The following is a 22611-nucleotide window of genomic DNA, read 5'->3' as shown; positions in this document are numbered from 1 at the left end:
GGGCAAGGGGGGCGCCATCCTCGGCCAGCACCACCGCGCCGGGCGGGAGCTCGGCCGGGTTCAGCAGGCGGAGGGGGGTTCGGGCATCGACGGACCAGCGCATGACGCTAGACATAAAGAAGTCTTTATGTCATCCGCAAGCCCATGGAGCCCTTGTTGGCGCAGCTGCGCGCCGCCGCCGAACCGACCCGCCTTCGCCTGCTGGCGCTCTGCGCCCGCGGTGCCTTCTGCGTGACCGAGCTCTGCGCCATCCTGGGCCAGAGCCAGCCGCGGCTGTCGCGCCACCTGAAGCTGCTGGTGGAGGCCGGGCTGCTGGAGCGCCTGCCGGAGGGCGCCAATGTCTATTTCCAGCTGCCGCCGGATGCCGACCTGGCCCGGCTGATGCTGGCGCGGCTGCCGGAGGACGACCTGACCATCGCCGCCGACCGCCGCGCCGCCGCGCGCATCGCCGCCGACCGGGCACGGGCGGCCTCCGAGGCCTTCCGCCGCGACGGCGCCGACTGGGACGAGATGCGCGCGCTGGAGCTGCCGAGCCCGGCCATCGAGGCGGCGCTGCTGGCCCAGGTCGAGGCGCATTTTGGCGCCGGCCGGCTGGGCCGGATCGCCGATATCGGCACCGGCACGGGGCGGCTGCTGGAGCTGCTGGCGCCGCGCGCCGAGGCGCTGCTGGGCCTGGATGCCAGCCGCGAGATGCTGGCCCTGGCGCGCGCGCGCCTCGGCGAGCGCGGCATCGCCAATGCCAGCGTCCGGCTGGCCGATATGTACCGCCTGCCGCTGCCGGATGGCGGCTTCGATGCGGCGACGCTGCAGATGGTGCTGCATTATGCCGAGGACCCGGCCGCCGCGCTGGCCGAGGCGGCGCGGCTGCTGCGGCCCGAGGGGCTGCTGCTGGTGGTCGACCTGGCGCCGCATGTGCGGGCCGAGCTGCTGAGCGGCTTCGCGCATCGCTGGCCCGGCTTCGACGACGCCGCCATGGCCGGCTGGATGGGCGCCGCCGGCTGCGCGCCCCTGCCGCCGGTGACGCTGGACGGGCCGCTGCCGGTCAAGCTCTGGCCGGCGCGGCGCCTGGCGGTGCCGGTCGTCGCCCTTCCCGAACCTGCCCTGACCTTCTGAGATAGAGAGAGGCCCCGAGCCATGGCCCGTCCGCCCCTGCTGGAAGCGCTTCGTGACCGCGTGCTGCTCTGTGACGGCGGCATGGGCAGCCGTGTCCAGGCGCTCACCCTCGATGTCGAGCGCGACTACTGGGGCAAGGAGAACTGCACCGAGGTGCTGAACCTCTCGCGCCCCGAGCTCGTGCGGGAAATCCACCGCGGCTATTACGAGGCCGGGTCGGACATGGTGCTGACCAACAGCTTCGGCGGCTCGCCGATCACGCTCGAGGAATTCGAGCTGGGATCGAAGGCCTTCGAGATCAACAAGCTGTCGGTCGAGCTGGCGCGCGAGGCGGCGGAAAGCTTCGCCGACGGCCGCGACCGCTGGGTGATCGGCGATATCGGCCCTGGCACCAAGCTGCCGAGCCTGGGCCATATCGACTACGACACCCTCGAAGCCGCGTTGACGGAACAGTGCCGCGGGCTGATCGCCGGCGGGGCCGATGCGCTGCTGACCGAGACCAACCAGGACACGCTGTTCATCAAGGCCGCCGTCAACGCCGCCAAGATCGCGTTGAAGGAAGCACGGAAAGACATTCCGGTCTTCGTGCAGGTGACGGTGGAGACCACCGGCACGCTGCTGGTCGGCGCCGATATCGCCGCCGCCACCACGGTGATCCAGGCGCTGGACGTGCCGCTGATCGGGCTGAACTGCGCGACCGGCCCGCAGGAAATGGCCGAGCATGTCCGCTACCTGGCGCGGAACTGGCCCGGCCTGGTCTCGGTGCAGCCCAATGCCGGCCTGCCGGAGCTGGTCGACGGCCAGACCTACTACCCGCTCGGCGCCGAGGAGATGGCGAGCTGGATGGAGCGCTTCGTCGTCGAGGACGGCGTCAACCTGATCGGCGGCTGCTGCGGCACCTCGACACCGCATATCCAGGGGCTGGACGCCATGCTGCGCCGGGTCGGCGGCAGCCGCTTCCGCCCCGCGCCGGTGGCGCGCAAGGTGCACTGGATCCCCTCCATCGCCAGCCTCTATGGCGCCACGACCCTGCGCCAGGAGAATTCCTATTTCTCCATCGGCGAGCGCTGCAACGCCAACGGCTCCAAGGCCTGGCGCGAGCGGCAGGCGGCGCATGACTGGGATGCCTGCGTCTCGATCGGCCGCGAGCAGGTGGGCGAGGGCTCGAACAGCCTCGACATCTGCACCGCCTTCGTCGGCCGCGACGAGCGCGCCGAGATGGACGAGGTGGTCCGCCGCTTCACCGCCAGCGTCAACGCGCCGCTGGTGATCGACAGCACCGAGACCCCGGTGATCGAGAGCGCGCTGAAGCTGCATGGCGGCAAGCCGATCATCAACTCGATCAACTTCGAGGATGGCGAGGGCCATGCGACGGACCGCCTGGTCCTGGCGAAGAAGTTCGGCGCCGCGGTCATCGCGCTCACCATCGACGAGGTGGGCATGGCGAAGACGCCGGAGGACAAGCTTCGCATCGCCGAGCGGCTGGTCGACTTCGCCTGCAACAAGCACGGCCTGGCGCAGAGCGACCTGCTGATCGACCCGCTGACCTTCACCATCGCCACCGGCAACGAGGACGACCGCAAGCTCGGCCAGTGGACGCTGGAAGGCATCAGGATGATCCGGGACAAGTTCCCGGACATCCAGATCATCCTCGGCCTGTCGAATATTTCTTTCGGTTTGAACCCCGCCGCGCGGCATGTGCTGAACAGCGTGTTCCTCGACCATGCGGTGAAGGCCGGCATGACCGGCGCGATCGTGCATGTCTCGAAGATCAAGCCGCTGCACTCGATCCCGCCGGAGGAGGTCAAGGTCGCCGAGGACCTGATCTTCGACCGCCGCGCCGAGGATTACGACCCGCTGCAGAAGTTCCTGGAGATCTTCGCCGGCCGGAAGGCCGCGGATTCGGCCAAGAAGGTGAAGGCCGAGACGGTCGAGGGCCGGCTCAAGGACCGCATCGTCGACGGCGACCGCAAGGGGCTGGACGACGAGCTGGCCGATGCCCTGGCCAAGGGGCTGACGCCGCTCGAGATCATCAACACCATCCTGCTCGACGGCATGAAGGTGGTGGGCGAGCTGTTCGGCGCCGGCAAGATGCAGCTGCCCTTCGTGCTGCAGTCGGCCGAGACCATGAAGGCGGCGGTCGCCTATCTCGAGCCGCACATGGAGAAGATCGAAGGCCAGGAAAAGGGAACCATCGTGCTCGCCACCGTCAAAGGCGACGTGCACGACATCGGCAAGAACCTGGTCGACATCATCCTGACCAACAACGGCTACAAGGTGGTCAATCTCGGCATCAAGGTGCCGCTGGCCGACATGATGGTCGCCGTGCGCCAGCACAACGCCCATGCCATCGGCATGTCCGGCCTGCTGGTGAAGTCCACCGTGGTGATGCGCGAGAACCTGGAAGAGATGTCGCGCCAGGGGCTGGACGTGCCGGTGCTGCTGGGCGGCGCCGCGCTGACCCGCAACTTCGTGGAAGACGACTGCGTCCGCGCCTATGCCAACGGCCAGGCCAGCGGCCGCGTCGCCTATGCGCGCGACGCCTTCGACGGGCTGCACCTGATGGACAAGGTGATGAGCCCGGGCTTCGACGAATACCTGGCGGCGCTGCAGTCGAAGCGCGCCGGCAAGTCGCGCAACACCACCCGCGTCCTTGGCACCGCCGACCCGCGCGGCTTCGCCCCCGTCGACGTCAACTACGCCGAGGAGCGCCGCCGCCGCCTGACCGCCGAGGAGGCCGTGCCCACGCCGCCCTTCTGGGGCGCCCGCGTGGTCGAGGCCGACCCCAAGGCCATCGTGCCCTTCGTCAACGAGCGCAGCCTGTACCAGTTCCAGTGGGGCTTCCGGAAGCAGGGCCGCAGCCTGGACGACTTCATCGGCTGGGCGAAGCAGGAGCTGCGCCCGGTGCTGAAGCGCATGCTGGCGCTGACCGAGCAGGAGAAGATCCTCAAGCCGCAGGCGATCTACGGCTATTGGAAATGCGCCGGCCAGGGCAACGAGCTGGTGCTGTTCGAGGAGGACGGCATCACCGAGGCCTGCCGCTTCGCCCTGCCGCGCCAGCCCAAGGCGGATGGCGACTGCATCGCCGACTTCGTGCGCGACATCGGCGACGGGCCGGAGCACCGTGACGTCATCGGCCTGCAGGTGGTCACCGTCGGCCAGAAGGCCAGCGACGTCGCCCGCGACTGGTTCGAGGGCAACCGCTACCAGGACTATCTCTACCTGCACGGCCTGTCGGTGGAGATGGCCGAGGCCATGGCCGAATACGTCCACAAGCGGATCCGCGCCGAGCTCGGCTATGCCCAGCACGACGACCGCGACATGGAGAAGATGCTGTCCCAGGGCTATCGCGGCGGCCGCTACTCCTTCGGCTACCCGGCCTGCCCGCGCCTGGAAGACCAGGTGCCGCTGCTGCGGCTGCTGGGCGCCGACCGCATCGGGGTGTCGATCAGCGACGAGTGGCAGCTGCATCCCGAGCAATCGACCAGCGCGATCGTGCTGCATCATCCGAAGGCGAAGTATTTTTCGGTGTAAGGGAAGAGTGTTGGCAGGCGAGGGGAATGAATTCCCCTCGACCCCTTCTTTTTTCTTTCAGACTGCCGTGTCCACGTGACGACAGTACGTGAAACGGCCAAAGGTCAGCGCGACCTGTGAGGGTGCGCTGATTTTATGAAAATGCGTCCCGCCGTGACGCCCTGGTGTCGCCGCCGGCGAAGGCGCTGGCCCCCGAACGGCCGGTGATCAGAAAAAAGATGGGGGTTCGGGGGAATTCATTCCCCCGACCTACCCCCTGTCTTCTGCTGACCGTCCATCCTACCTCAAGCGGCACAGCCCTGCTGATTTGCAGTTTCCGCACCCCCCCGGCTCTGGCTTATGAAGCGGGCCGGACAAGCGCAGGATGGTGGTGGGATGAACCGTGCGACGAAGCTCGCCGCCGGCAGTGTGGTCGTGTCGCTGGGCGTGCTGGGGCTGAAGGCGCTGGCCTGGTGGCTGACCGGCAGCGTGGCGCTGCTGGCCGATGCGCTGGAATCCATCGTCAATGTCGCGGCCGCCGGGGCGGCGCTGGTCGCGGTGCGGCTGGCGGCGACGCCGCCGGATGCCAACCATCCCTATGGCCATGCCAAGGCCGAGTATATTTCCGCGGTGCTCGAGGGCGTGCTGATCGTGCTCGCCGCCGTGTTGATCCTGAACGAGTCCTGGCACGCCTGGCAGGCGCCCTCGGCCCCGGCGCTGCCGGTGCAGGGCCTGGCCATTTCCGTGGTGGCGACGGCGATCAACGGCGCCTGGGCGGCGCTGCTGTTCCGCGAGGGACGCAAGCTGCGCTCGCCGGCGCTGCTGGCGGATGCGCGGCACCTGCTGGCCGATGTGGTGACCTCGGGCGGCGTGGTGGTGGGTGTCGGCGCCGTGGCGCTGACCGGCATCCTGTGGCTCGACCCGCTGCTGGCGGGGCTGACCGCGGTGAACATCCTGTTCAGCGGCTGGGGCCTGCTGCGCGACAGCGTCGGCGGGCTGATGGACGAGGCGGTGGAGCCCGGGCTGCTCGGCCGCATCCGCAGCCTGGTCTCGCAGGAGGCGCAGGGCGCGATCGAGGCGCATGACCTGCGCACCCGCCATGCCGGCAGCACCACCTTCGTCGAGTTCCACCTGGTGGTCCCCGGCGAGATGCGGGTGGCCGAGGCGCATGACATCTGCGACCGCATCGAGGCGGCGCTGAAGGCGGAGCTCGGCAGCGCCGTCATCACCATCCATGTCGAGCCCGAGGGCAAGGCGAAGCACCAGGGCGTGCTGGTGCTGTAAAGGAGGCAGGCCATGGTCCGTCTGGACATCATCACCACCCGCGGCGGCGATGGCGGGCAGACCTCGCTGGGCGATGGCAGCCGGGTGGGGAAGGAAAGCCTGCGGATCGAGGCGATCGGCGCGGTGGACGAAGCCAATGCGGCGATCGGCCTGGTCCGGCTGCACAGCCAGGGCGAGCCCGATGCCATGCTGGCGCGCATCCAGAACGACCTTTTTGACCTGGGCGCCGATCTCTGCGTGCCGGACCTGGCCGCCGAGGGCCGGCTGCGCATGGCCGACAGCCAATGCGCCCGGCTGGAGGCGGAGGTGGCGGCGATGAACGCCAGCCTGTCGCCGCTGCGCTCCTTCGTGCTGCCGGGGGGGACGCCGGCCGGGGCGCAGGCGCATCTGGCGCGCACCATCGCGCGGCGGGCGGAGCGGGTGGTGGTGGCGCTGGCCGCCGCCGAGCCGGTCAATCCGGTGGCGCTGCGCTACCTCAACCGGCTGTCGGACCACCTTTTCGTCATCTCGCGGGTGCTGAACGAGGGGGCGGATCCGCTCTGGGTGCCGGGCGGGTCCCGCTAGACGACCCAGTTGAAGGCGGCGACGCCCATCAGGCACAGCGCCACCAGCACGCCGGTGGCGAAAAGGCAGCCGGCGATGGTCACGCCCAGGCCGATGCCCATGACGCGGCTGTCCTGCTCGACCAGGCCGAGCGCCATGACGATGGTGCCGAAGGCGGGCGGGCCGTTGGTGCCCGGTCCGGGCAGGATCAGCATCAGCGCGGCATAGGCGGCGGCCCAGCCGGCGATGCGCTCGGCGAAGGGGGTGGTGAACCAGCCGGGGCGGGGCTTCAGGAAGCGCTCCACCGGACGCAGCCAGCGCGACGAGGCGCCGGCCAGCCGCAGCAGGTCGGCGCGCTTGATGCTGCGCCGGGCGATGAAGCCGGGCAGGCGCGGCGTGGTCAGGCCCAGCCCCATCTGCACGCCCAGGATCAGGATCGGCAGGCCGAAGACGCTGGCCATGCCCGGCAGCAGGCCCGGCAGGCACAGCAGCAGGATCAGCAGGCCAAAGCTGCGCTCGCCGAAGGCCGCGGCCATCTCGCCCAGGGTGATGCGCTCGCCGGGGAAGCTGGCGGCGACCTGGGCCACGATGCGGGAGATCGGTGCCCGCTCGTCGGGGCCCGATTCGTCGCCGCCCTGCGGCAGCGTCGCTCCATCGATCATGCCGGGCCCGTCATGCTCAGACGCTTCATCCTGCAGCGCTCATCCCTGTCACGGGCGCGACCCTGTCGCCGGGCCGCGCGTTGTGCGACGGAAGATGAGGATGCGGCCCCGCCGCTTCAATCGCGAAGGCGCGCCGTAAGGGAGATGCCATGCAACCGGTGGACCTGGCGCTCTGCCTGGCGGTCGATGTCTCGGCCAGCGTCGACTTCTCGGAATTCGGGTTGATGGTGGGTGGCCTGGCCGCCGCCTTCCGCGAACCCGACATCGCCGCCGCCTGTGCCGCCGGGCCGAAGGGCGGCGTGGCGGTGGCGGTGCTGTTCTGGTCGAGCGGGGCCGAGGTCGCCGTGCCCTGGATGCGCATCGATGGCGAGGCGGCCGCCGGCGCCCTGGCCGAGGCGATCGACAACGCCCCCCGCCTGCCGCAGCCCGGCGCCACGGCGCTGGGGCCAGGGATGGTGGCGGCGCTGGCGCTGCTGGCCGCCTGTCCGGCGGAGGCATTGCGGCTGGTGCTCGATGTCTCGGGGGACGGGGCGCACAATCAGGGCCGCGCGCCCGGGCCGGTGCGGGATGTGGGCGTGAATGCCGGCGTGACCATCAACGGGCTGGCGGTGCTGAACGAGGAAGCTGGCCTGCTGGCGCATTACGAGGCCGAGGTGATCGGCGGCCCCGGCGCCTTCGCCATGAGCTGCGCCGATTATGCCGACTTCTCCCAGGCGATCCGGCGCAAGCTGCTGCGGGAGATCCGGGGCGGGGCTCTGGTGGCGTGAGCGTGGCCGGAAGTTCCGATTGATCAACGAATCGGCAATCTCGCTGCGGCAAGCCCTTGGTGGCAGGGGGATCAGAGCCGTGACCATCAATTCCATGTCGGTGAATTCGGCCCGGGTCGCGCTCGAGCTGCTGGGCGGCCGGCGTGCCGATGCCGAGAGCGCGCCGAAGCAGGAGGCGGCCACGGAGCCGGTCTCCTTCAAGCCGAAGCTGGTCGCTTCGGCCGAGGTGGATGTGCGGATCCGGCAACAGGTCGAGGCGGCCGAGAAGGCGGCGGAAGACGCGCAGCCGCTGCCGGCCTACCAGCGGATCAACCTTGAGGCGCAGCTTTTCAACATCGAGGACCGCGAGAGAGCGTTGAACACGATGCGGGTGCAGATGGTGGGGGAGAGGGAATGTCTGCGCCTCTATGACGAGACCGGCGTGTTCCACCGCACCAACAAGTTCAGCCAGCCGGAGCCCTATAGTCCGCCGGGCGGCTGGGACCCCGATGTCCTGAAGGAGCTCGTCGCCAGTTGGAAGGAAGGCTTCCAGCGTGCCGAGCTCCGGATGCCGGAGATGGAGGCTTCCGTCCGGCAGATGCGCGCCGAGTTCACGGCGAACAATCCCAAGTTCTTCGCCGGCGGCGCCACCGCGGCGGCCGACCGCGCCGCGACCTTCGGCGTGGCGGCGACGAAGCCGATCCTGTATCCCGGCTGAGGCGAGAGCTTTCACGGAGCCGGATGGCTGATAGCGCTGCGGCGCGACCGTGCGGCGTGAAATTCCCGGCGCGGCTGACCGCAAAATCGTGGTGCCGGGCTGCTTCACCGCCCTGCCATCGCGTGTCAGTCTCGGCGCCCTGGTTTCGCAGCAAGCGGGAGGAACGAGCATGGCGGGCGTGTTTTGGCACGAGGGGCAGTGGCTGACCGAGGAGCCCAAGGTGCTGGGCCCGATGGACCACGCCTTCTGGCTGGGCTCGATCCTGTTCGACGGGGCGCGGGCGATCCGCGGCCTGGTGCCGGACCTGGACCTGCATTGCCAGCGGGTGATCCGCAGCAGCCAGGCGATGGGGATGAAGGCCAAGCTGACGGCCGAGCAGATCGAGGCGCTGTGCCGCGAGGGCGTCGAGAAGATGGGCCCGGATGCGGAGCTGTATATCCGCCCGATGTTCTTCATCCGCAGCGGCATCGGCGCCGCGCAGCCGGATCCGGAGAGCACCGAGTTCATCCTGTCGATCTATGACTCGCCGATGCCCGACGTCTCCAAGGGCTTTTCCGCCTGCTTCGCGCCGTATCGCCGGCCGGCCTCGGACATGGCGCCGACCGATGCCAAGGCGTCCTGCCTGTATCCGAACTCGGCCCGCGCGGCCGGCTTCGCGCGGCAGAAGGGCTTTGACAATGCCGTGGTCTGCGACTTCGAGGGCAATGTCGCCGAGTTCGCCACCTCGAACCTGATGATGGTCAAGGACGGCGTGGTGATGACGGCGGTGGCCAACGGCACCTATCTGGCCGGGATCACCCGCTCGCGCGTGCTGGGGCTGCTGAAGGCGGCGGGCATCGAGGCGCGGGAATGCGTCATCACCCCGCAGATGCTGCGCGAGGCCGACGAGATCTTCGCCACCGGCAATTTCGGCAAGGTGCAGTACTGCACCAACTTCGAGGGTCGTGCGCTGCCGATCGGCCCCATCGCCCAGAAGGCGCGTGCGCTGTACTTCGACTGGGCCGAGAAGACGAGCCGCCTGCTGCCGAAGGCCGCGTGATGGGAGGTCCAGGAACCTCAGGTTCCTGGCGGGGCGAGTTTGAGAGGGGCGGTGCCCCTCTCAAGATTCTTGTTCAGACGGATCTGGTTTTGGTCGTGGACAAGCCTGCTGGCCTGCCGGTCCATGCCGGCCCTCGCGGCGGCGCCAGCCTGGAAGATTTTCTGCCCTGGCTGGCCCAGGGCAAGCGCCACCTGCCGCAGCCTGCGCATCGCCTGGACACGGACACGGCCGGCTGCCTGGTGCTGGGCCGCACCAAGCCGGCGATGGCCGAACTCGGCGGCTTCTTCGCCGAGGGCCGCGCGAAGAAGACCTATTGGGCGGTGGTGGTGGGCGGGCCGGCGGCGCAATCCGGCCGGATCGACCTGCCGCTGCGCAAGACCAGCAGCAAGGCGGCCGGCTGGCGGATGGAGACGCATCCCGAGGGCCAGCCGGCGCTGACCCGCTGGCGGGTGAAGGGCCGCGGCGAGGGCCTGACCTGGCTGGAGCTGCGCCCCGAGACCGGCCGCACCCACCAGCTGCGGGTGCATTGCGCCGCGCAGGGCTGGCCGATGCTGGGCGACCCTTTCTACGGCCAGGAAGCGAAAGGCGGGCTGCATCTGCTGGCCCGCGCCATCGCCCTGCCGACCCGGCCGCCGATCGAGGCCGAGGCGCCGGTGCCGCCGGCGATGCAGGCCGGCTTCGCCGCCTGCGGCTGGCGCGAGGCGGCATGAGCCGGATCACCCGCTGGTGGCAGGCGCGCACCGCCGGCGGCTCCTTCCGCGACGTGGTGCGGCAGAGCGAGCTCGGCATCCTGGCGCTGGGCGCGCTGGCCGGGGTGGCGAGCGGCCTGCTGGCGGCGGGGCTCGGGGGTGCGGCGCGTGGCGTCCACTGGCTGATCTTCGGGCCGGAGAGCCAGCACGGGCTGTCGGTGCTGCGCGACGCCGATCCGCTGGCGCTGCTGCTGGCGCCGGCGACCGGCGGGCTGCTGCTCGGGCTGCTGGGCCTGGCGCTGGCGCGCTGGCGGCCGCGCCAGCCGATCGATCCGATCGAGGCCAATGCGCTGCATGGCGGCCGCATGTCGATCTGGGACGGGCTGGTGGTCGGCGCCCAGAACCTGCTGTCGAACGGTTTCGGCGCCTCCGTCGGGCTGGAGGCGGCCTATACCCAGCTGGGCGGCGGCGTCGCCTCGAAGCTCGGGCGGGGCTTCGGGCTGCGGCGCGGCGACCTGCGGGTGCTGGTGGGGTGCGGCGCGGCGGGCGCCATCGCCGCGGCCTTCGGCGCGCCGCTGACCGGCGCCTTCTATGCCTTTGAGCTGGTGATCGGCAGCTATGCCATCGCCCATCTGGCGCCGGTGATGGCGGCGGCGGTGGCCGGCACGCTGGTGGCCGGGCTGCTGGGCAGCAGCACGCCGGTGCTGGCGGCCGGGCTGGCCTCGCCGGACTGGGAGGATACCGGGGTGGCGCTGCTGATCGGGCTGCTCTGCGCCCTGGCCGGCATCGCGCTGATGCGCGGCGTGACCCTGGCCGAGGCCGGGCTGCGCCGCGTCATCCCCTGGGGCACCTTCCGGCCGATGGCGGGCGGGCTGATGGTGGGCTGCCTGGCGCTGGTGACGCCGGCGGTGCTCTCGGCCGGCCATGGCGCGCTGCACCTGGCCTTCGTGGTGGAGGGCGCGGCGCTGCCGCTGCTCGGGCTGATGCTGCTGAAGGCGCTGGCCTCGGCGATCTCGATCGGCAGCGGCTTCCGCGGGGGCCTGTTCTTCGCGTCGCTGCTGCTCGGCGCCCTGCTGGGCAAGCTGGTGGCGGCGGGGGCGATCGTGCTGGGCGTCACGGTGGACCCGCTGCTGGCGGCGATCGTGGGGATGAGCGCCTTCGGCACCGCGGTGATCGGCGCGCCGCTGGCGATGAGCTTCATCGCGCTGGAGACGACGCAGAGCTTCGCCGTCGCCGGGGTGGTGGTGCTGGCGGTGATCGCCTCGGGCACCACGGTGCGGCGGCTGTTCGGCTATTCCTTTGCCACCTGGCGCTTCCACCTGCGCGGCGAGGGCATCCGCAGCGCGCATGACATCGGCTGGCTGCGCGACCTGACGGTGGGCAAGCTGATGCGGCGGGAGGTGCGGACGGTGAAGCTGGACAGCCGGCTCAGCGCCTTCCGCCGCGAATTCCCGCTGGGCTCGACGACGCATGTGGTCGCCCTCGATGCGGCCGAGCGCTATGCCGGGCTGATCCTGGTGCCGGAAGCCTATGCCGAGGGGCTGGACGAGGCGGCGACGGTGGCCCAGCTGGTGCATCTGCAGGACCAGGTGCTGCTGCCGGCGCAGAACGCCAAGCAGGCCATGGCGCTGTTCGACGCGACCGATGCCGAGGCGCTGGCGGTGGTCGACCAGCGCGACACCTCCCGCCTGCTCGGCCTGGTCAAGGCCTCCTTCCTGCTGCGCCGCTACAGCGAGGAGCTGGACAAGCGGCGGCAGGACGAGCTGGGGATGGCGGGCTGAGGCCGCCCGGCTTCAGTCGTAGATGCGGAAGAGCTTGCGGGCGCTGATCAGCGAGGCCTCGCGCTGGTTCCGCGATTCCATGATGGTCAGCAGCTTCTCGCCGAGCTTCTCGTATCTCTTGGCGGCGGCGGGGTCCTGCGGCGCCTTCTTCAGCAGCTCCTTGGCGGCGGCGAGCTCCTTCAGGGCAGCCTGCTGCAGCCCGCTCCAGTCCTGCAGGTCCTTCAGCCCGTCCTTGATCAGCTGCACCTGGTTCTTGCGATCGGCCAACGACATGCGGAATCCCTTCCCGATCTTTCACGGAAATGACTTCGAACTTGCGGATGATGCTTGCCTGGCAGTGCAGCATGGAATGGCCAGGCTGTCGATTCGATTCCGGGATTGGTCACGTCAAAGTCCCTGTCGCGGCTGCGGCCAGGCACAGATCGGGACAAAAAAAAGGCCGCGCCCCTGCCGGCGCGGCCCTTCCTGCAACCGGGGCGGGTGGCGCCCGTCAGGCGGCGCGCTGCAGCACGCCGAGCTCCTCCAGGGCACCGCGCATGGCGCCGAGGGCGAAGCGCATCTCATCGGGTCCGACATGGCCGATGCAGCCGATGCGCATGGTCGGCGCCTCGGTGTTGAAGAAATTGCTGATCAGCACGCCACGGCGCTTCAGCGCGTCGACGAAGCCCTGCAGGGTGAAGCCCGGATGCTGCGGCTGGTGGAACAGCGCGATGATCGGGCCCTGGTGCTCCCATTCCAGGTAGGGGCGCAGGCCCAGCGCCTGGGCGCCCTCGTAGAGGATGCGGCAGTTCTCGCGGTAGCGGGCGAGACGGGCCGGCTGGCCGCCCTCGGCCAGGAAGATGTCGAGGGCCACGCCAAAGGCATGCAGCGCCTGGACCGGGGGGGTGAAGCGGAAGCTGCCCCAGCCGGCGCGCTGCGCGGTGTGGTAGACATCGGCCAGGTCGAAGCACCAGGAGCCGGCATTGCCGGTGCAGGCCACCACCCGCTCGATCGGCGCGACGGCGAAGGCGATGCCGGGCAGCCCCTCGATGCATTTGTTCGAGGTGAAGACCACCGCATCGACCTCGGGCTGGGCCGAGATGTCGAAGGGCAGGGCGCCGAAGGCCGAGACGGCGTCGACGATCATGCGGCGGCCGGCGGCGCGGACCACCTCGCCCAGCGCGGGCACGTCGTTCACCAGGCCGCTGCCGGTCTCGGAATAGACCACGCCCAGATGGGTGATGGTCGGGTCCGCGGCCAGCACGGCGGCGACCGCGGCCGGGTCGACGCTGCCGGTGTCCGGGGCCGGCAGGTTGACCACCGTGCGGCCGGCTTCCTCGGCCAGGCGCGCCATGCGGTCGGCATAGGCGCCGTTGCGCACGATCAGCAGCTTGCCGGTGGCCGCCGGCACGAAGGTGCGGATGGCGGCCTCGGTGATGAAATGGCCGGCGCCCTGCAGCGGCAGGCAGGCATGCAGCCCGGCCTTGCCGCCGGCCAGGTCGCGGACCTTCTCGCGGATGGCGATGTATTCGGGGGCGAAGTCGCGGTCCCAGGGGGCGATGTCCACGGCCATCGCGGCCCGCACGTCGGGGCGGGTCTGCACGGGTCCGGGAATGAGCAACAGCATGAGATGATCCTGAAGGATGCTGCCAATGGGAAGCCGTCCGGAAGCCGGCGGGCCCGACCCGCGCCTCTGCACAAACAGCAGGCTTAGACTGCGCCCCCAGGAGGCAGAAGGGAACCCCCCAAGGCGGTGGCGCGGCCGCGGCGGCTTGGCGGCGGCGGCCGGATCGCGCAGAAGCGGGGACCGCCCTCGCAGGAGAACCCGATGCCGCGCCTCAGCCTCGTGCAAGCCGAAACCCTGGCGCAGGCCGCGCTGCGCGGTGCCGGGGCCAGCCCGGGCATGGCGGCGGCGACGGCGCGCGCCCTGGTCGAGGCCGAGGCGGTCGGCCAGTCCGGCCACGGCCTGACCCGCGTGCCGCAATATGCCGGCTTCCTGGCCCATGGCCGGGCCGACGGCGCGGCCGAGCCGGTGGTGCGGGCCGGGCGCGGCGGCGCCGTGCTGATCGACGCGCGCAACGGCCTGGCCTTTCCGGCGCTGGCGCTCGCCGAGCAGGAAGCGATCGCGCGCGCGGAAAAATTCGGCGTCGCCTGGGTCGGCGTGACCGACAGCCACCATGCCGGCGCGCTGGGCCTGCCGGTGCGGCGCCTGGCGGAACGCGGGCTGGTCGCGCTGGCCTTCGCCAATTCGCCGGCGGCCATGCCGGTGGCGGGCGGGCGGCGGCCGCTGCTGGGCACCAACCCGGTGGCGGCCGCCTTCCCGCGGCGCGACGCGGCGCCGCTGGTGGTGGACCTGGCGCTGTCGCAGGTGGCGCGCGGCCGCATCGCCCAGGCGGCCAAGGCGGGCACGCCGATCCCGGAAGGCTGGGCGCTGGACGCCGACGGCCAGCCCACCACCGATGCCGCGGCCGCGATGGGCGGCGCCATGCTGGCCATGGGCGGGCAGAAGGGCGCGCTGCTGGCGATGGTGGTGGAGCTGCTCTGCGTCGCCCTGACCGGCGCCGCCTTCGGCTTCGAGGCCGACAGCTTCTTCGAGGAGCAGGGCAACCGGCCGCGGCTGGGCCAGGCGCTGCTGGCGGTCGATCCCGGCGCGCTGGCCGGGCAGGCGATGTTCCTCGACCGTGTCGAGACCTTGGTGACGGTGATGCTGCAGGATAAGGACGTGCGGCTGCCCGGCGCGCGGCGCGACGGGCTGGCCGCCGCGGCGGCGCAGGACGGCATCGAGGTGCCGGCGGCGCTTCTGGCGGCGCTCGAGGCGCTGGCCCAGGGAGGAAAAGCATGAGCGAGACACGGGAAAAGCCGGCCCAGGCGCAAGGCCCCCAGGGGCAGGGCCTCGGCCTCGGCCTCGGCGTGATGCTGCCGCCGCTGGTGCTGCGCGGCATCGAGAATCCGCGCTACGTGCTGGGCTCGGCGGCGGGGCGCTGGATGCTGCTGGCCTGCCTGCCGAATGCCGCCTCGGGCCGGGTGCTGGAGCAGGCGCTGGGCCCGCACCGGGCGCGCTTCGACGACCGCAATGCCGTGCTCTTCGTCATCACCGCCGAGGCTTCCGACCTCACCGAGGGCCAGCTGCGCGACCAGCCGCCCGGCATCCGCATGCTGGCCGATGCCGATGGCAAGGCCTTTCCGGCGCTGGGCTTCGACCCGGCCCAGGGCGGGCTGCTGCTGCTGGACCCGATGCTGCGCGTGCTGGCCGCGGCGCCGCTGGCGCAAGCCGCGCAGATGCTGAACCTTTTCGCGGGCCTGCCGGCGCCGGCGCAGCATGCCGGCATGGCCGAGGTGCCGGCCCCCGTCCTGGTGCTGCCGCGGGTGCTGGAGCCGGCGCTGTGCCGTCACCTGATCGGGCTGTACGAACAGCAGGGCGGCGAGTCCTCGGGCTTCATGCGCGAGGTCGATGGCCGGACGGTGCTGGTGCAGGATGCGGCGCATAAGAAGCGCTCGGACCTGACCTTGCAGGACCAGGGGCTGCTGGCCGGGCTCAGGGCGCGGCTGCAGGCCCGGCTGGTGCCGGCGCTGAAACAGGCCTTCCAGTTCGAGGCGACGCGGATCGAGCGCTATATCGTCGCCTGCTACGACGCGGCCGAAGGCGGGCATTTCCGGGCGCATCGCGACAACACCACGGCCGGCACCGCGCATCGCCGCTTCGCCGTCACCATCAACCTCAATGCGGAAGAGTTCGAGGGCGGCGAGCTGACCTTCCCGGAATTCGGCCCGCGCCGCTACCGCGCGCCGACCGGTGGCGCCGTGATCTTCTCCTGCTCGCTGCTGCACGAGGCGCAGCCGGTGACCAAGGGCCGCCGCTTCGCCTTCCTGCCGTTCCTCTACGACGAGGCGGCGGCGGCCATCCGCGACCGCAACCGGCATTTGGTCGGCCAGCAGACGGCGGGCTAAAGGGGGCGCCCGCAGGGGGGCTGCTGTCCCCCGCGACCGTTCCTGGGGTTTTCGCGATGAAGTCCGAGCCTGATCGCCTCTGCGGCCTGGCCGCCGTCTCCGCCGCCTTCCGCCACCGTCCGCAGGCGGTGCTGCGGCTGTTCTACCTGGAGTCGCGGCGGGCCGAGGCGGGCGGCTTCTGCCAGCAGATGGCGCGCGCGCGGAAGCCGTACCGGGAGGTGCCGGCGGCCGAGCTCGCCAAGATCGCCGGCACCACGCATCACGGCGGCATCGTGGCCGTCGCGGCGCCGCGGGTCGTGCCTGAGCTGACCTCGCTGGCGCAGCTGCCGCCGCTTTCGCAACACGCTGGCGGGCTGCTGCCGGTGCTGGACGGCATCGGCAATCCGCACAATCTGGGCGCCATCGCCCGCTCGGCCGCCTTCTTCGGCTGCCGCGCGCTGCTGCTGTCGGGCGATCCGCGCCAGGCCGGCCTGTCCGACTCGGCCTGGCGCACCAGCGAGGGCGGGCTGGAGGCGCTGGCGCTGTTCGGCGCCCCGCATCTGGTTCCGGTGCTGAAAGGGCTGAGCCCGCGCTACCTGACCGTTGCGGCGGTGGCGCGGGGCGGGGTTGCGCCGGAAGCATTGCCGCGCGACCGGCCGATCGCGCTGGTGCTGGGCAACGAGGAGCAGGGCGTGCTGCCGGAGACCGAGGCGGCCTGCGCCGCACGCGTGACTTTGCCGGGATCGGGGGCGGTTGAGAGCCTGAATGTCTCGGTGGCGGCGGCGGTGCTGATGCACGCCCTGGTTGTATCGCCCAGCGCTACGGGGTTGTGACGGATAACATTTGCGCCATCTTAGCGCTTGCCCTGACCGTTTCGATTGTCCAGAACGCGCCCCGGAACCCAACCGGAGCTCCCAAAACCATGACCATGATCCGCCGCCGCGCCGTGCTGGGCGCTGCCGCCACCTTGCCGGTCGCCTCGACCCTTGCCCTGCCGCATGTCGCGCAGGCCCAGGCCGGCTTCCCGTCCCGCAGCGTCCGCCTGGTGGTGCCCTTCGCGCCCGGCGGGTCGGTCGACATGACCGGCCGCCTGATGGCGCAGATGCTGCAGCCCGTGCTCGGCCAGACGGTCGTCGTCGACAACCGCGGCGGCGCCGGCGGCAATCTCGGCGCCTCCGAGGCGGCGCGGTCGGAGAAGGACGGCCACACCCTGCTGCTCGGCTCCGCCTCGATCCTGGCGGCGAACAAGTTCCTCTACGCCAAGTCGATGCCGATCGACCCGCTGGTCGACCTGGCGCCGGTGACCCGCGTCACCACCGGCACCGTCTATCTGACGGTCAATGCCAACAGCCCCTACAAGACCTTCCAGGACGTCATCGCGGCGGCCAAGAAGGATCCGGGCAAGCTGACCATGGGCTCCTCGGGCACCGGCACGATCAGCCACCTGACCATCTCGAAGGTCTGCAAGGCGACCGGCGCCGACATCACCCATGTGCCGTATCGCGGCGGCGCGCCGGCGCTGCAGGACCTGCTGGCCGGCAACATCGACATGATGTTCGACGTCATCCCGCTGTCCATGGCGCATGTGCGCGAGGGCCGCATCCGCGTGCTCGCCGCCGCCTCGGCCGACCGGACGACCTTCTCGGACGACCTGAAGAACGTCCCCTCGATGAAGGAGCTGCTGCCCGGCGCCGGCATCGACATGCAGTCCTGGTACGGCATCAACGTTCCGGCCGGCGTCCCCGCCGACCGCATCGCGCTGCTGCACAAGGCGATCGTCGGCGTGGTCGACACGGCGGCCTTCCGCGAGAAGATGGAGCCGAATGGCTTCACCACCGTGGTCGACAGCAGCCCGGCCGCCTATGGCCAGTACCTGAAGTCGCAGGAAGCCGTCTGGAAGGCCCTGGTCGAAGAGTCGGGCGCCAGCCTCGACTGATATTCCATGTCGGCTCCGGCCGAGGGGAATGGGGGCGTCCGGGAGACCGGGCGCCCCTTTCTTTTGGGCCCGCCGCTCCTGGGCGGGGATCCCGGGCGGGATTTCGGCTTGGCGCGCGCCGTGCATCGCGGCAGGCTGGCGGCGCCTGTGCCGCCGCCGGAGACGCCGCCATGACCGACCGCCCCATCGGCCGCCGTCCTCTCGCTGCACTGGCCGCTGCTGGCCTGCCTCTGGCGCGGCCGGCGCTGGCGCAGCGGCCCGCCGGCCTGACGATCATCGTGGCCTTCCCCCCCGGCGGCGCGCTGGACCTGCTGGCGCGCCTCCTGGCCGAGCGCCTGGCGCCGGTGCTGGGCCAGCCGGTCAGCGTCGAGAACCGCGCCGGCAATGGCGGCGCGCTGGGCGCCGAGGCGGTGGCGCGCGCCGCCCCCGATGGCGGCACCGTCGGGCTGCTGGGGCTGACCACCTGGACGGCGATGCCCGCGATCTTCCCGCGGCTGCCCTTCGACCCGGCGCGCGACTTCACGCCGCTGAGCCTGGTCTCGGCCGGGGCGCTGCTCTGCGTGGTGCCGGCCGAGACGGCGGCGGCGCGCGGCTGGGGCGACTTCCGCGCGCTGATCACCTGGGCGCGGGCCAATCCGGGCAAGGTGACCATGGGGTCGTCCGGCAAGGGCACCGCCTCGCATCTCTGCCTCAGCGCGGTGAACCAGGCGACCGGCGCCGCGATCGGGCATCTGCCCTATCGCGGCGGCGGCCCGGCCATCCAGGACCTGCTGGCCGGCCATGTCGATATGATGTTCGACGTCATGCCGGCGCTGCTGCCGCATGTGCGCGAGGGCAGGCTGACGCCGCTGGCGGTGTCCTCGGCGCGGTCGCTGCCGGCGCTGCCCGAGGTGCCGGGCATGGCCGGCTTCGCCGATCTGGGCCTGGACCGGCTCGACCTGGTGACCTGGAACGCCCTGGCGGCGCCGGCCGGGCTGCCGGCGCCGGTCGCCGACCGGCTGCTGCAGGCGATCCGCCTGGCCGCCACCACCCCCGATTTCCGCGCGCGGCTGCGCCCGCTGGGCTACGAGGCCGTGGTCAGCGAGAGCCGCGGCGAGCTGGCGCAGCTGATCGACCAGCAGCGCCCGGTCTGGCAGCGGCTGGTGACGCTTGCCGGTGCCGTGCAGCCCTGAGCGCCGGCGCCGAAAAAACCGCAGCCGCCGGCCCGGGCCGGGGGTTATCCTGCGCGCAACAGCCACGAGGAAACCGCCGATGCGTCGCATCCTGCTTGCCGCCGCGCTCAGCCTTGGCGCCAGCCACGGCGCGCTGGCCGCCGACCCGCCGACCTGCCCGGATGCCGCGGCGATGCAGGCGATGGCGGCCTCGCTGCTGTCCAACGCCCCGGTGCAGGCCTTCACGGGGAACTTTTCTCTCGCCGACGGGCTCTGCGCCCAGGGCAAGCTGGTCCCGGCGATGAGCGCCAAGCTCGGCGCCGTCGTCGGCTGGAAGGTCGGCCTGACCAACGAGGCAGCCCAGAAACGCTTCGGCACCACGCATCCGCTGGCGGCGCCGATCTACGAGGCGACGGTGCGGGCCCGCTCCGGCGCCAGCCTGCCGGCCGCCTTCGGCGCGGTGCCGGTGGTCGAGGCCGACCTGATCGTCCGCGTCCGCGATGCCGGCATCAACCAGGCCGGCGACGACCATGTCGCCATTCTGCGCCACATCGACCAGGTGATCCCCTTCATCGAGCTGCCCGACCTGGCGCTGGCCGAGATGCGGCAGATGAACGGGCCCAACCTGCTGGCGGTGGGCGTCGGCGCACGGCTCGGCGTGGTCGGCGAGGCCATCACCCCCGAGGCGACGCCGGACTTCGCCGCGCGCCTGGGCAGCATGCGCGTCCGCCTGGCGACGGAGGAAAAAGAATTGGCGACGGCGCCGGGGACCGCGCTGCTCGGCCATCCGCTGAACGTCATCCCCTGGCTGGTGAAGGACCTGGCCAGCCGGGGCCTGGCGCTGAAGCCGGGCGACATGATCTCGCTGGGGGGCTTCTCGCCGGCGGTGCCGGCCGAGGCCGGCAAGACCTATACCACCACCTACACCGGTCTGCTCGACAAGCCGGTCACGGTCAGCGCCACGCTGCAATAGCCAGCTTTCTGACAACCGGAAGAAACCTTTGTTGCGCCGGGCGAATTTCTTGCCCGGCGCTGGAATGCCGTTTCTACTCTTGACCGATGCGTGATCCGGGCGCATCGCCCGGGACGACCCCCCAACGGCCTTCGCTGTGCCCGTCACCCCGGTCGAGAGGTGCCTGCCGCCATGCTTGCGCTCCGCGTCATCCCCTGCCTGGACGTCAAGGACGGCCGCGTCGTCAAGGGCGTGAACTTCGTGGCGCTGCGCGATGCCGGCGACCCGGTCGAGCAGGCCCGCGCCTATGACGCCGAGGGCGCCGACGAGATCACCTTCCTCGACATCGGCGCGACGCATGAGAACCGCGACACCATGTACGACGTGGTCTCGCGCACCGCGGCCGAGGTCTTCATCCCGCTGACCGTGGGCGGCGGCGTGCGCAGCGTCGACGACGTCCGCCGCCTGCTGCTGGCCGGCGCCGACAAGGCCAGCATCAATTCCGCCGCCGTCAGCGATCCTGAACTCGTGCAGCGCGCGGCGCAGGCCTTCGGCAGCCAGGCGATCGTGGTCGCCATCGACGCCCGCACCGTCGCCCCCGGCAAGTGGGAGATCTTCACCCATGGCGGCCGCCGCGCGACGGGGATCGACGCGCTGGACTGGGCGTCGCGGATGGAAAGCCTCGGCGCCGGCGAGCTGCTGGTGACCTCGATGGACCGCGACGGCACCAAGTCCGGCTTCGACCTCGAGCTGCTGCGCGCGCTGCGCGCCCGGGTGCGGCTGCCGCTGGTGGCTTCGGGCGGCGTCGGCGAGACGCGGCATTTCGTCGAGGGCGCGCAGGCCGGCGCCACCGGGCTGCTGGCCGCCAGCGTCTTCCACTATGGCGAGATGCGCATCGGCGAGGCCAAGGCGGCGCTGGCCGCGGCCGGGCTGCCGGTGCGCCCCGCCTCCCTGGCGAAGGTGGCCTGAATGGCGAAGCTGGCGAAGAAGAAGGCGGCGAAGGCGGTGACCAAGAAGGCCGTGACCAAGAAGAAGGCGGTGAGCCTGCTCGAGACCGGCGCGGCCACCGCGAAGGCGGCGAAGCCGGCCGCCAAGCTGCGCGCCAAGGTGAAGCTGGCCAAGCCGAAGGCCAAGGCCGCGCTGCCGCTGCCCGCCGCCATCGCCGCGGTGGCCAGGCCGAAGAAGGCGACGCTGAAGGCCGAGGCGCGCCACCTGCAGCCGCTCTCCGTGCCGACCAGCGGCGACATCGCGGTGCTGACCCGGCTGTGGGAGACGATCGAGGCGCGCCGCCTGTCCGGCGACACCACCGTCTCGCATTCCGCCCGGCTGATGGCGCGCGGCACCGACAAGGTCGCCCAGAAGCTGGGCGAGGAGGCGGTGGAATGCGTCATCGAGGCGATCCAGGGCAACCGCCGCGGCACCGTCATGGAAAGCGCCGACCTGGTCTATCACCTGCTGGTGCTCTGGGTGGATGCCGGCATCCGCCCGGAGGAGGTCTGGAGCGAGCTCGAGCGCCGCGAGGGCATCTCCGGCATCGCCGAGAAGGCCGCCAGGCCCAAGGGCATCGTCCGCGCGGCGGACACGACGAAGCTGCCCTGAGAGGGCTTGCCTCGCCTGGCATTGCGCCGGGGCGCCGGGCCTCTAGTCTGGCGGCCCGGCCCGCGCCGCGCGGCCGCCGGGGAAAAATGCCAGGAGCCCGCCATGCCCGTATCCGGTCTGCCGCCCTATGACGACGGCAACATCTTCGCCCGCATCCTGCGCGGCGAGATCCCGGCCCGGAAGGTCTTCGAGGACAAGCACGCGCTCGCCTTCCACGACATCGCGCCGCAGGCGCCGGTGCATGTGCTGGTGATCCCGAAGGGCCGCTACGTCTCGGTGGCCGACTTCTCCACCCAGGCCGGGGCGGAGGAGGTCGCCGGCTTCTGGCGCGCCGTCGGCCAGGTGGCGAAGCAGCTCGGCCTCGAGGGCCAGGGCTTCCGCGTGCTGACCAACATGGGCGCCGATGGCGGCCAGGAAGTGCCGCATTTCCACGTCCATATCTTCGGCGGCAAGCGGCTGGGCGCCATGCTGGTGCAGCCGGGGGCGGCCGGCGGCGAATAGGCCGCGGGCCGTCAGGGCACCCGCCCGCCCTTGACCCGGCGGGTCGGCATCGCCACGACTCTGGGCATGGCCGACCCCCTCTCCGAAGCCCGCGCCGCGCTCGAGGCCGCCGGCCAGCTGCCGGATGCCGAGCTCGACATCGCCGGCACCGCCCTGCAGCTGGCGCGCATCGACGCGCCGGAGGCCGATTGGGGCGCGGCCTCGGCGCATCTCTCCGAGCTGGCGCGCGCCGCGGTGACCGCCGCGGCGCAGGACCCGCAGGCGGATGCCGGCGACCCGCTGCGCCGCGCCGCGGTGCTGGCCTCGGTGCTGCAGGACCGCTTCGGCTATGCCGGCGACCGCGACACCTACGAGGCGCCGAGCAACGCCAACCTGCTGCGGGTGATCGAGCGGCGGCGTGCAGCCAGAGCAGGCCGAGCGCCACCGGCAGGCCGCGCCGCCGCTCGATCACCCGCAGCAGGTTGGCGTTGCTCGGCGC

21 protein-coding genes and 1 pseudogene are annotated in these 22611 nt (G+C 71.4%); 19 read left to right on the top strand and 3 right to left on the bottom strand.

The window, feature by feature from the left end; genetic code table 11:
* Nucleotides 1-156 precede the first annotated feature (156 nt).
* The 4 genes from BKE38_RS05400 (at nucleotide 157) to BKE38_RS05385 (ending at nucleotide 6474) form a co-directional block, all read left to right on the top strand.
* Nucleotides 157-1113, top strand: coding sequence for an ArsR/SmtB family transcription factor (locus BKE38_RS05400; protein WP_420014302.1), 957 nt, complete (start codon nucleotides 157-159; stop codon nucleotides 1111-1113).
* Nucleotides 1114-1134: 21 nt separating this feature from the next.
* A complete protein-coding gene (metH, locus tag BKE38_RS05395) occupies nucleotides 1135-4647 on the top strand; it encodes a methionine synthase (RefSeq protein ID WP_076956341.1) in 3513 nt (1170 codons plus the stop codon).
* A gap of 375 nt (nucleotides 4648-5022) precedes the next feature.
* The gene (locus BKE38_RS05390) at nucleotides 5023-5910 is read left to right on the top strand and encodes a cation diffusion facilitator family transporter (protein ID WP_076956340.1); all 888 of its coding nucleotides are present in this window, start codon (nucleotides 5023-5025) and stop codon (nucleotides 5908-5910) included.
* Nucleotides 5911-5922: 12 nt separating this feature from the next.
* Entirely contained in the window at nucleotides 5923-6474 is a 552-nt protein-coding gene (locus BKE38_RS05385) for a cob(I)yrinic acid a,c-diamide adenosyltransferase (RefSeq protein WP_076956339.1), read from the top strand.
* Here the strand turns inward: BKE38_RS05385 and BKE38_RS05380 are convergent.
* A complete protein-coding gene (locus BKE38_RS05380) occupies nucleotides 6471-7115 on the bottom strand; it encodes an exopolysaccharide biosynthesis protein (RefSeq protein ID WP_076956338.1) in 645 nt (214 codons plus the stop codon). The genes BKE38_RS05385 and BKE38_RS05380 overlap by 4 nt on opposite strands.
* A gap of 149 nt (nucleotides 7116-7264) precedes the next feature.
* Between BKE38_RS05380 and BKE38_RS05375 the strand changes: the two genes are divergently transcribed.
* From BKE38_RS05375 to BKE38_RS05355, 5 genes are all read left to right on the top strand, one after another.
* Nucleotides 7265-7882: a DUF1194 domain-containing protein gene (locus tag BKE38_RS05375; protein ID WP_076956337.1), complete on the top strand. Its 618-nt coding sequence runs from the start codon at nucleotides 7265-7267 to the stop codon at nucleotides 7880-7882.
* 79 nt (nucleotides 7883-7961) lie between these two features.
* Nucleotides 7962-8579, top strand: a complete 618-nt coding sequence (locus tag BKE38_RS31785; RefSeq protein ID WP_076956336.1) for a hypothetical protein — start codon at nucleotides 7962-7964, stop codon at nucleotides 8577-8579.
* A gap of 169 nt (nucleotides 8580-8748) precedes the next feature.
* A complete protein-coding gene (locus BKE38_RS05365) occupies nucleotides 8749-9618 on the top strand; it encodes a branched-chain amino acid aminotransferase (protein WP_076956335.1) in 870 nt (289 codons plus the stop codon).
* A 95-nt stretch (nucleotides 9619-9713) separates the two neighbouring features.
* Nucleotides 9714-10328: an RluA family pseudouridine synthase gene (locus BKE38_RS05360; protein WP_367595325.1), complete on the top strand. Its 615-nt coding sequence runs from the start codon at nucleotides 9714-9716 to the stop codon at nucleotides 10326-10328.
* The gene (locus BKE38_RS05355; RefSeq protein WP_076956334.1) at nucleotides 10325-12088 is read left to right on the top strand and encodes a chloride channel protein; all 1764 of its coding nucleotides are present in this window, start codon (nucleotides 10325-10327) and stop codon (nucleotides 12086-12088) included. Before BKE38_RS05360 ends, BKE38_RS05355 begins: the two co-directional genes overlap by 4 nt.
* Before the next feature lie 12 nt (nucleotides 12089-12100).
* Here the strand turns inward: BKE38_RS05355 and BKE38_RS05350 are convergent, their stop codons facing one another.
* Complete coding sequence (locus BKE38_RS05350) at nucleotides 12101-12361, bottom strand: hypothetical protein (RefSeq protein ID WP_076956333.1); 261 nt, start codon at nucleotides 12359-12361, stop codon at nucleotides 12101-12103.
* A gap of 217 nt (nucleotides 12362-12578) precedes the next feature.
* Entirely contained in the window at nucleotides 12579-13694 is a 1116-nt protein-coding gene (locus BKE38_RS05345) for a 2-aminoethylphosphonate--pyruvate transaminase (protein WP_076956332.1), read from the bottom strand.
* Nucleotides 13695-13895: 201 nt separating this feature from the next.
* Here BKE38_RS05345 and BKE38_RS05340 point away from each other — a divergent pair, with 201 nt between their 5' ends.
* The 10 genes and pseudogenes from BKE38_RS05340 to BKE38_RS33120 all read left to right on the top strand — a co-directional run.
* Nucleotides 13896-14909, top strand: a complete 1014-nt coding sequence (locus tag BKE38_RS05340) for an Ldh family oxidoreductase (RefSeq protein ID WP_076956331.1) — start codon at nucleotides 13896-13898, stop codon at nucleotides 14907-14909.
* Nucleotides 14906-16015, top strand: coding sequence for a 2OG-Fe(II) oxygenase (locus tag BKE38_RS05335; RefSeq protein ID WP_106409132.1), 1110 nt, complete (start codon nucleotides 14906-14908; stop codon nucleotides 16013-16015). The genes BKE38_RS05340 and BKE38_RS05335 overlap by 4 nt, the downstream gene beginning before the upstream one ends.
* A gap of 56 nt (nucleotides 16016-16071) precedes the next feature.
* Nucleotides 16072-16827, top strand: coding sequence for a TrmH family RNA methyltransferase (locus BKE38_RS05330; RefSeq protein WP_076956330.1), 756 nt, complete (start codon nucleotides 16072-16074; stop codon nucleotides 16825-16827).
* Between the two features lie 89 nt (nucleotides 16828-16916).
* The gene (locus tag BKE38_RS05325) at nucleotides 16917-17930 is read left to right on the top strand and encodes a Bug family tripartite tricarboxylate transporter substrate binding protein (RefSeq protein WP_076956329.1); all 1014 of its coding nucleotides are present in this window, start codon (nucleotides 16917-16919) and stop codon (nucleotides 17928-17930) included.
* Nucleotides 17931-18100: 170 nt separating this feature from the next.
* The gene (locus BKE38_RS05320; protein WP_076956328.1) at nucleotides 18101-19102 is read left to right on the top strand and encodes a Bug family tripartite tricarboxylate transporter substrate binding protein; all 1002 of its coding nucleotides are present in this window, start codon (nucleotides 18101-18103) and stop codon (nucleotides 19100-19102) included.
* A gap of 79 nt (nucleotides 19103-19181) precedes the next feature.
* Nucleotides 19182-20054 carry a 2-keto-4-pentenoate hydratase gene (locus tag BKE38_RS05315; RefSeq protein ID WP_076956327.1) on the top strand — a complete coding sequence of 291 codons (873 nt, stop codon included), beginning with the start codon at nucleotides 19182-19184 and terminating at the stop codon, nucleotides 20052-20054.
* Between the two features lie 171 nt (nucleotides 20055-20225).
* A complete protein-coding gene (gene hisF, locus BKE38_RS05310) occupies nucleotides 20226-21002 on the top strand; it encodes an imidazole glycerol phosphate synthase subunit HisF (protein ID WP_076956326.1) in 777 nt (258 codons plus the stop codon).
* A complete protein-coding gene (locus BKE38_RS33125) occupies nucleotides 21003-21632 on the top strand; it encodes a phosphoribosyl-ATP diphosphatase (protein WP_242662218.1) in 630 nt (209 codons plus the stop codon).
* 102 nt (nucleotides 21633-21734) lie between these two features.
* Complete coding sequence (locus BKE38_RS05300; RefSeq protein WP_076956325.1) at nucleotides 21735-22133, top strand: histidine triad nucleotide-binding protein; 399 nt, start codon at nucleotides 21735-21737, stop codon at nucleotides 22131-22133.
* A 66-nt stretch (nucleotides 22134-22199) separates the two neighbouring features.
* Nucleotides 22200-22475, top strand: a pseudogene (locus tag BKE38_RS33120) (SirB1 family protein); the annotation flags it as partial.
* Nucleotides 22476-22611 lie beyond the last annotated feature (136 nt).

Source organism: Teichococcus deserti (assembly GCF_001982615.1).
In the GTDB taxonomy this organism is placed as follows: Bacteria; Pseudomonadota; Alphaproteobacteria; order Acetobacterales; family Acetobacteraceae; genus Pseudoroseomonas; species Pseudoroseomonas deserti.
Note: the sequence above shows the minus strand (reverse complement) of the source record. Positions and strands in the feature narration are given on the sequence as shown.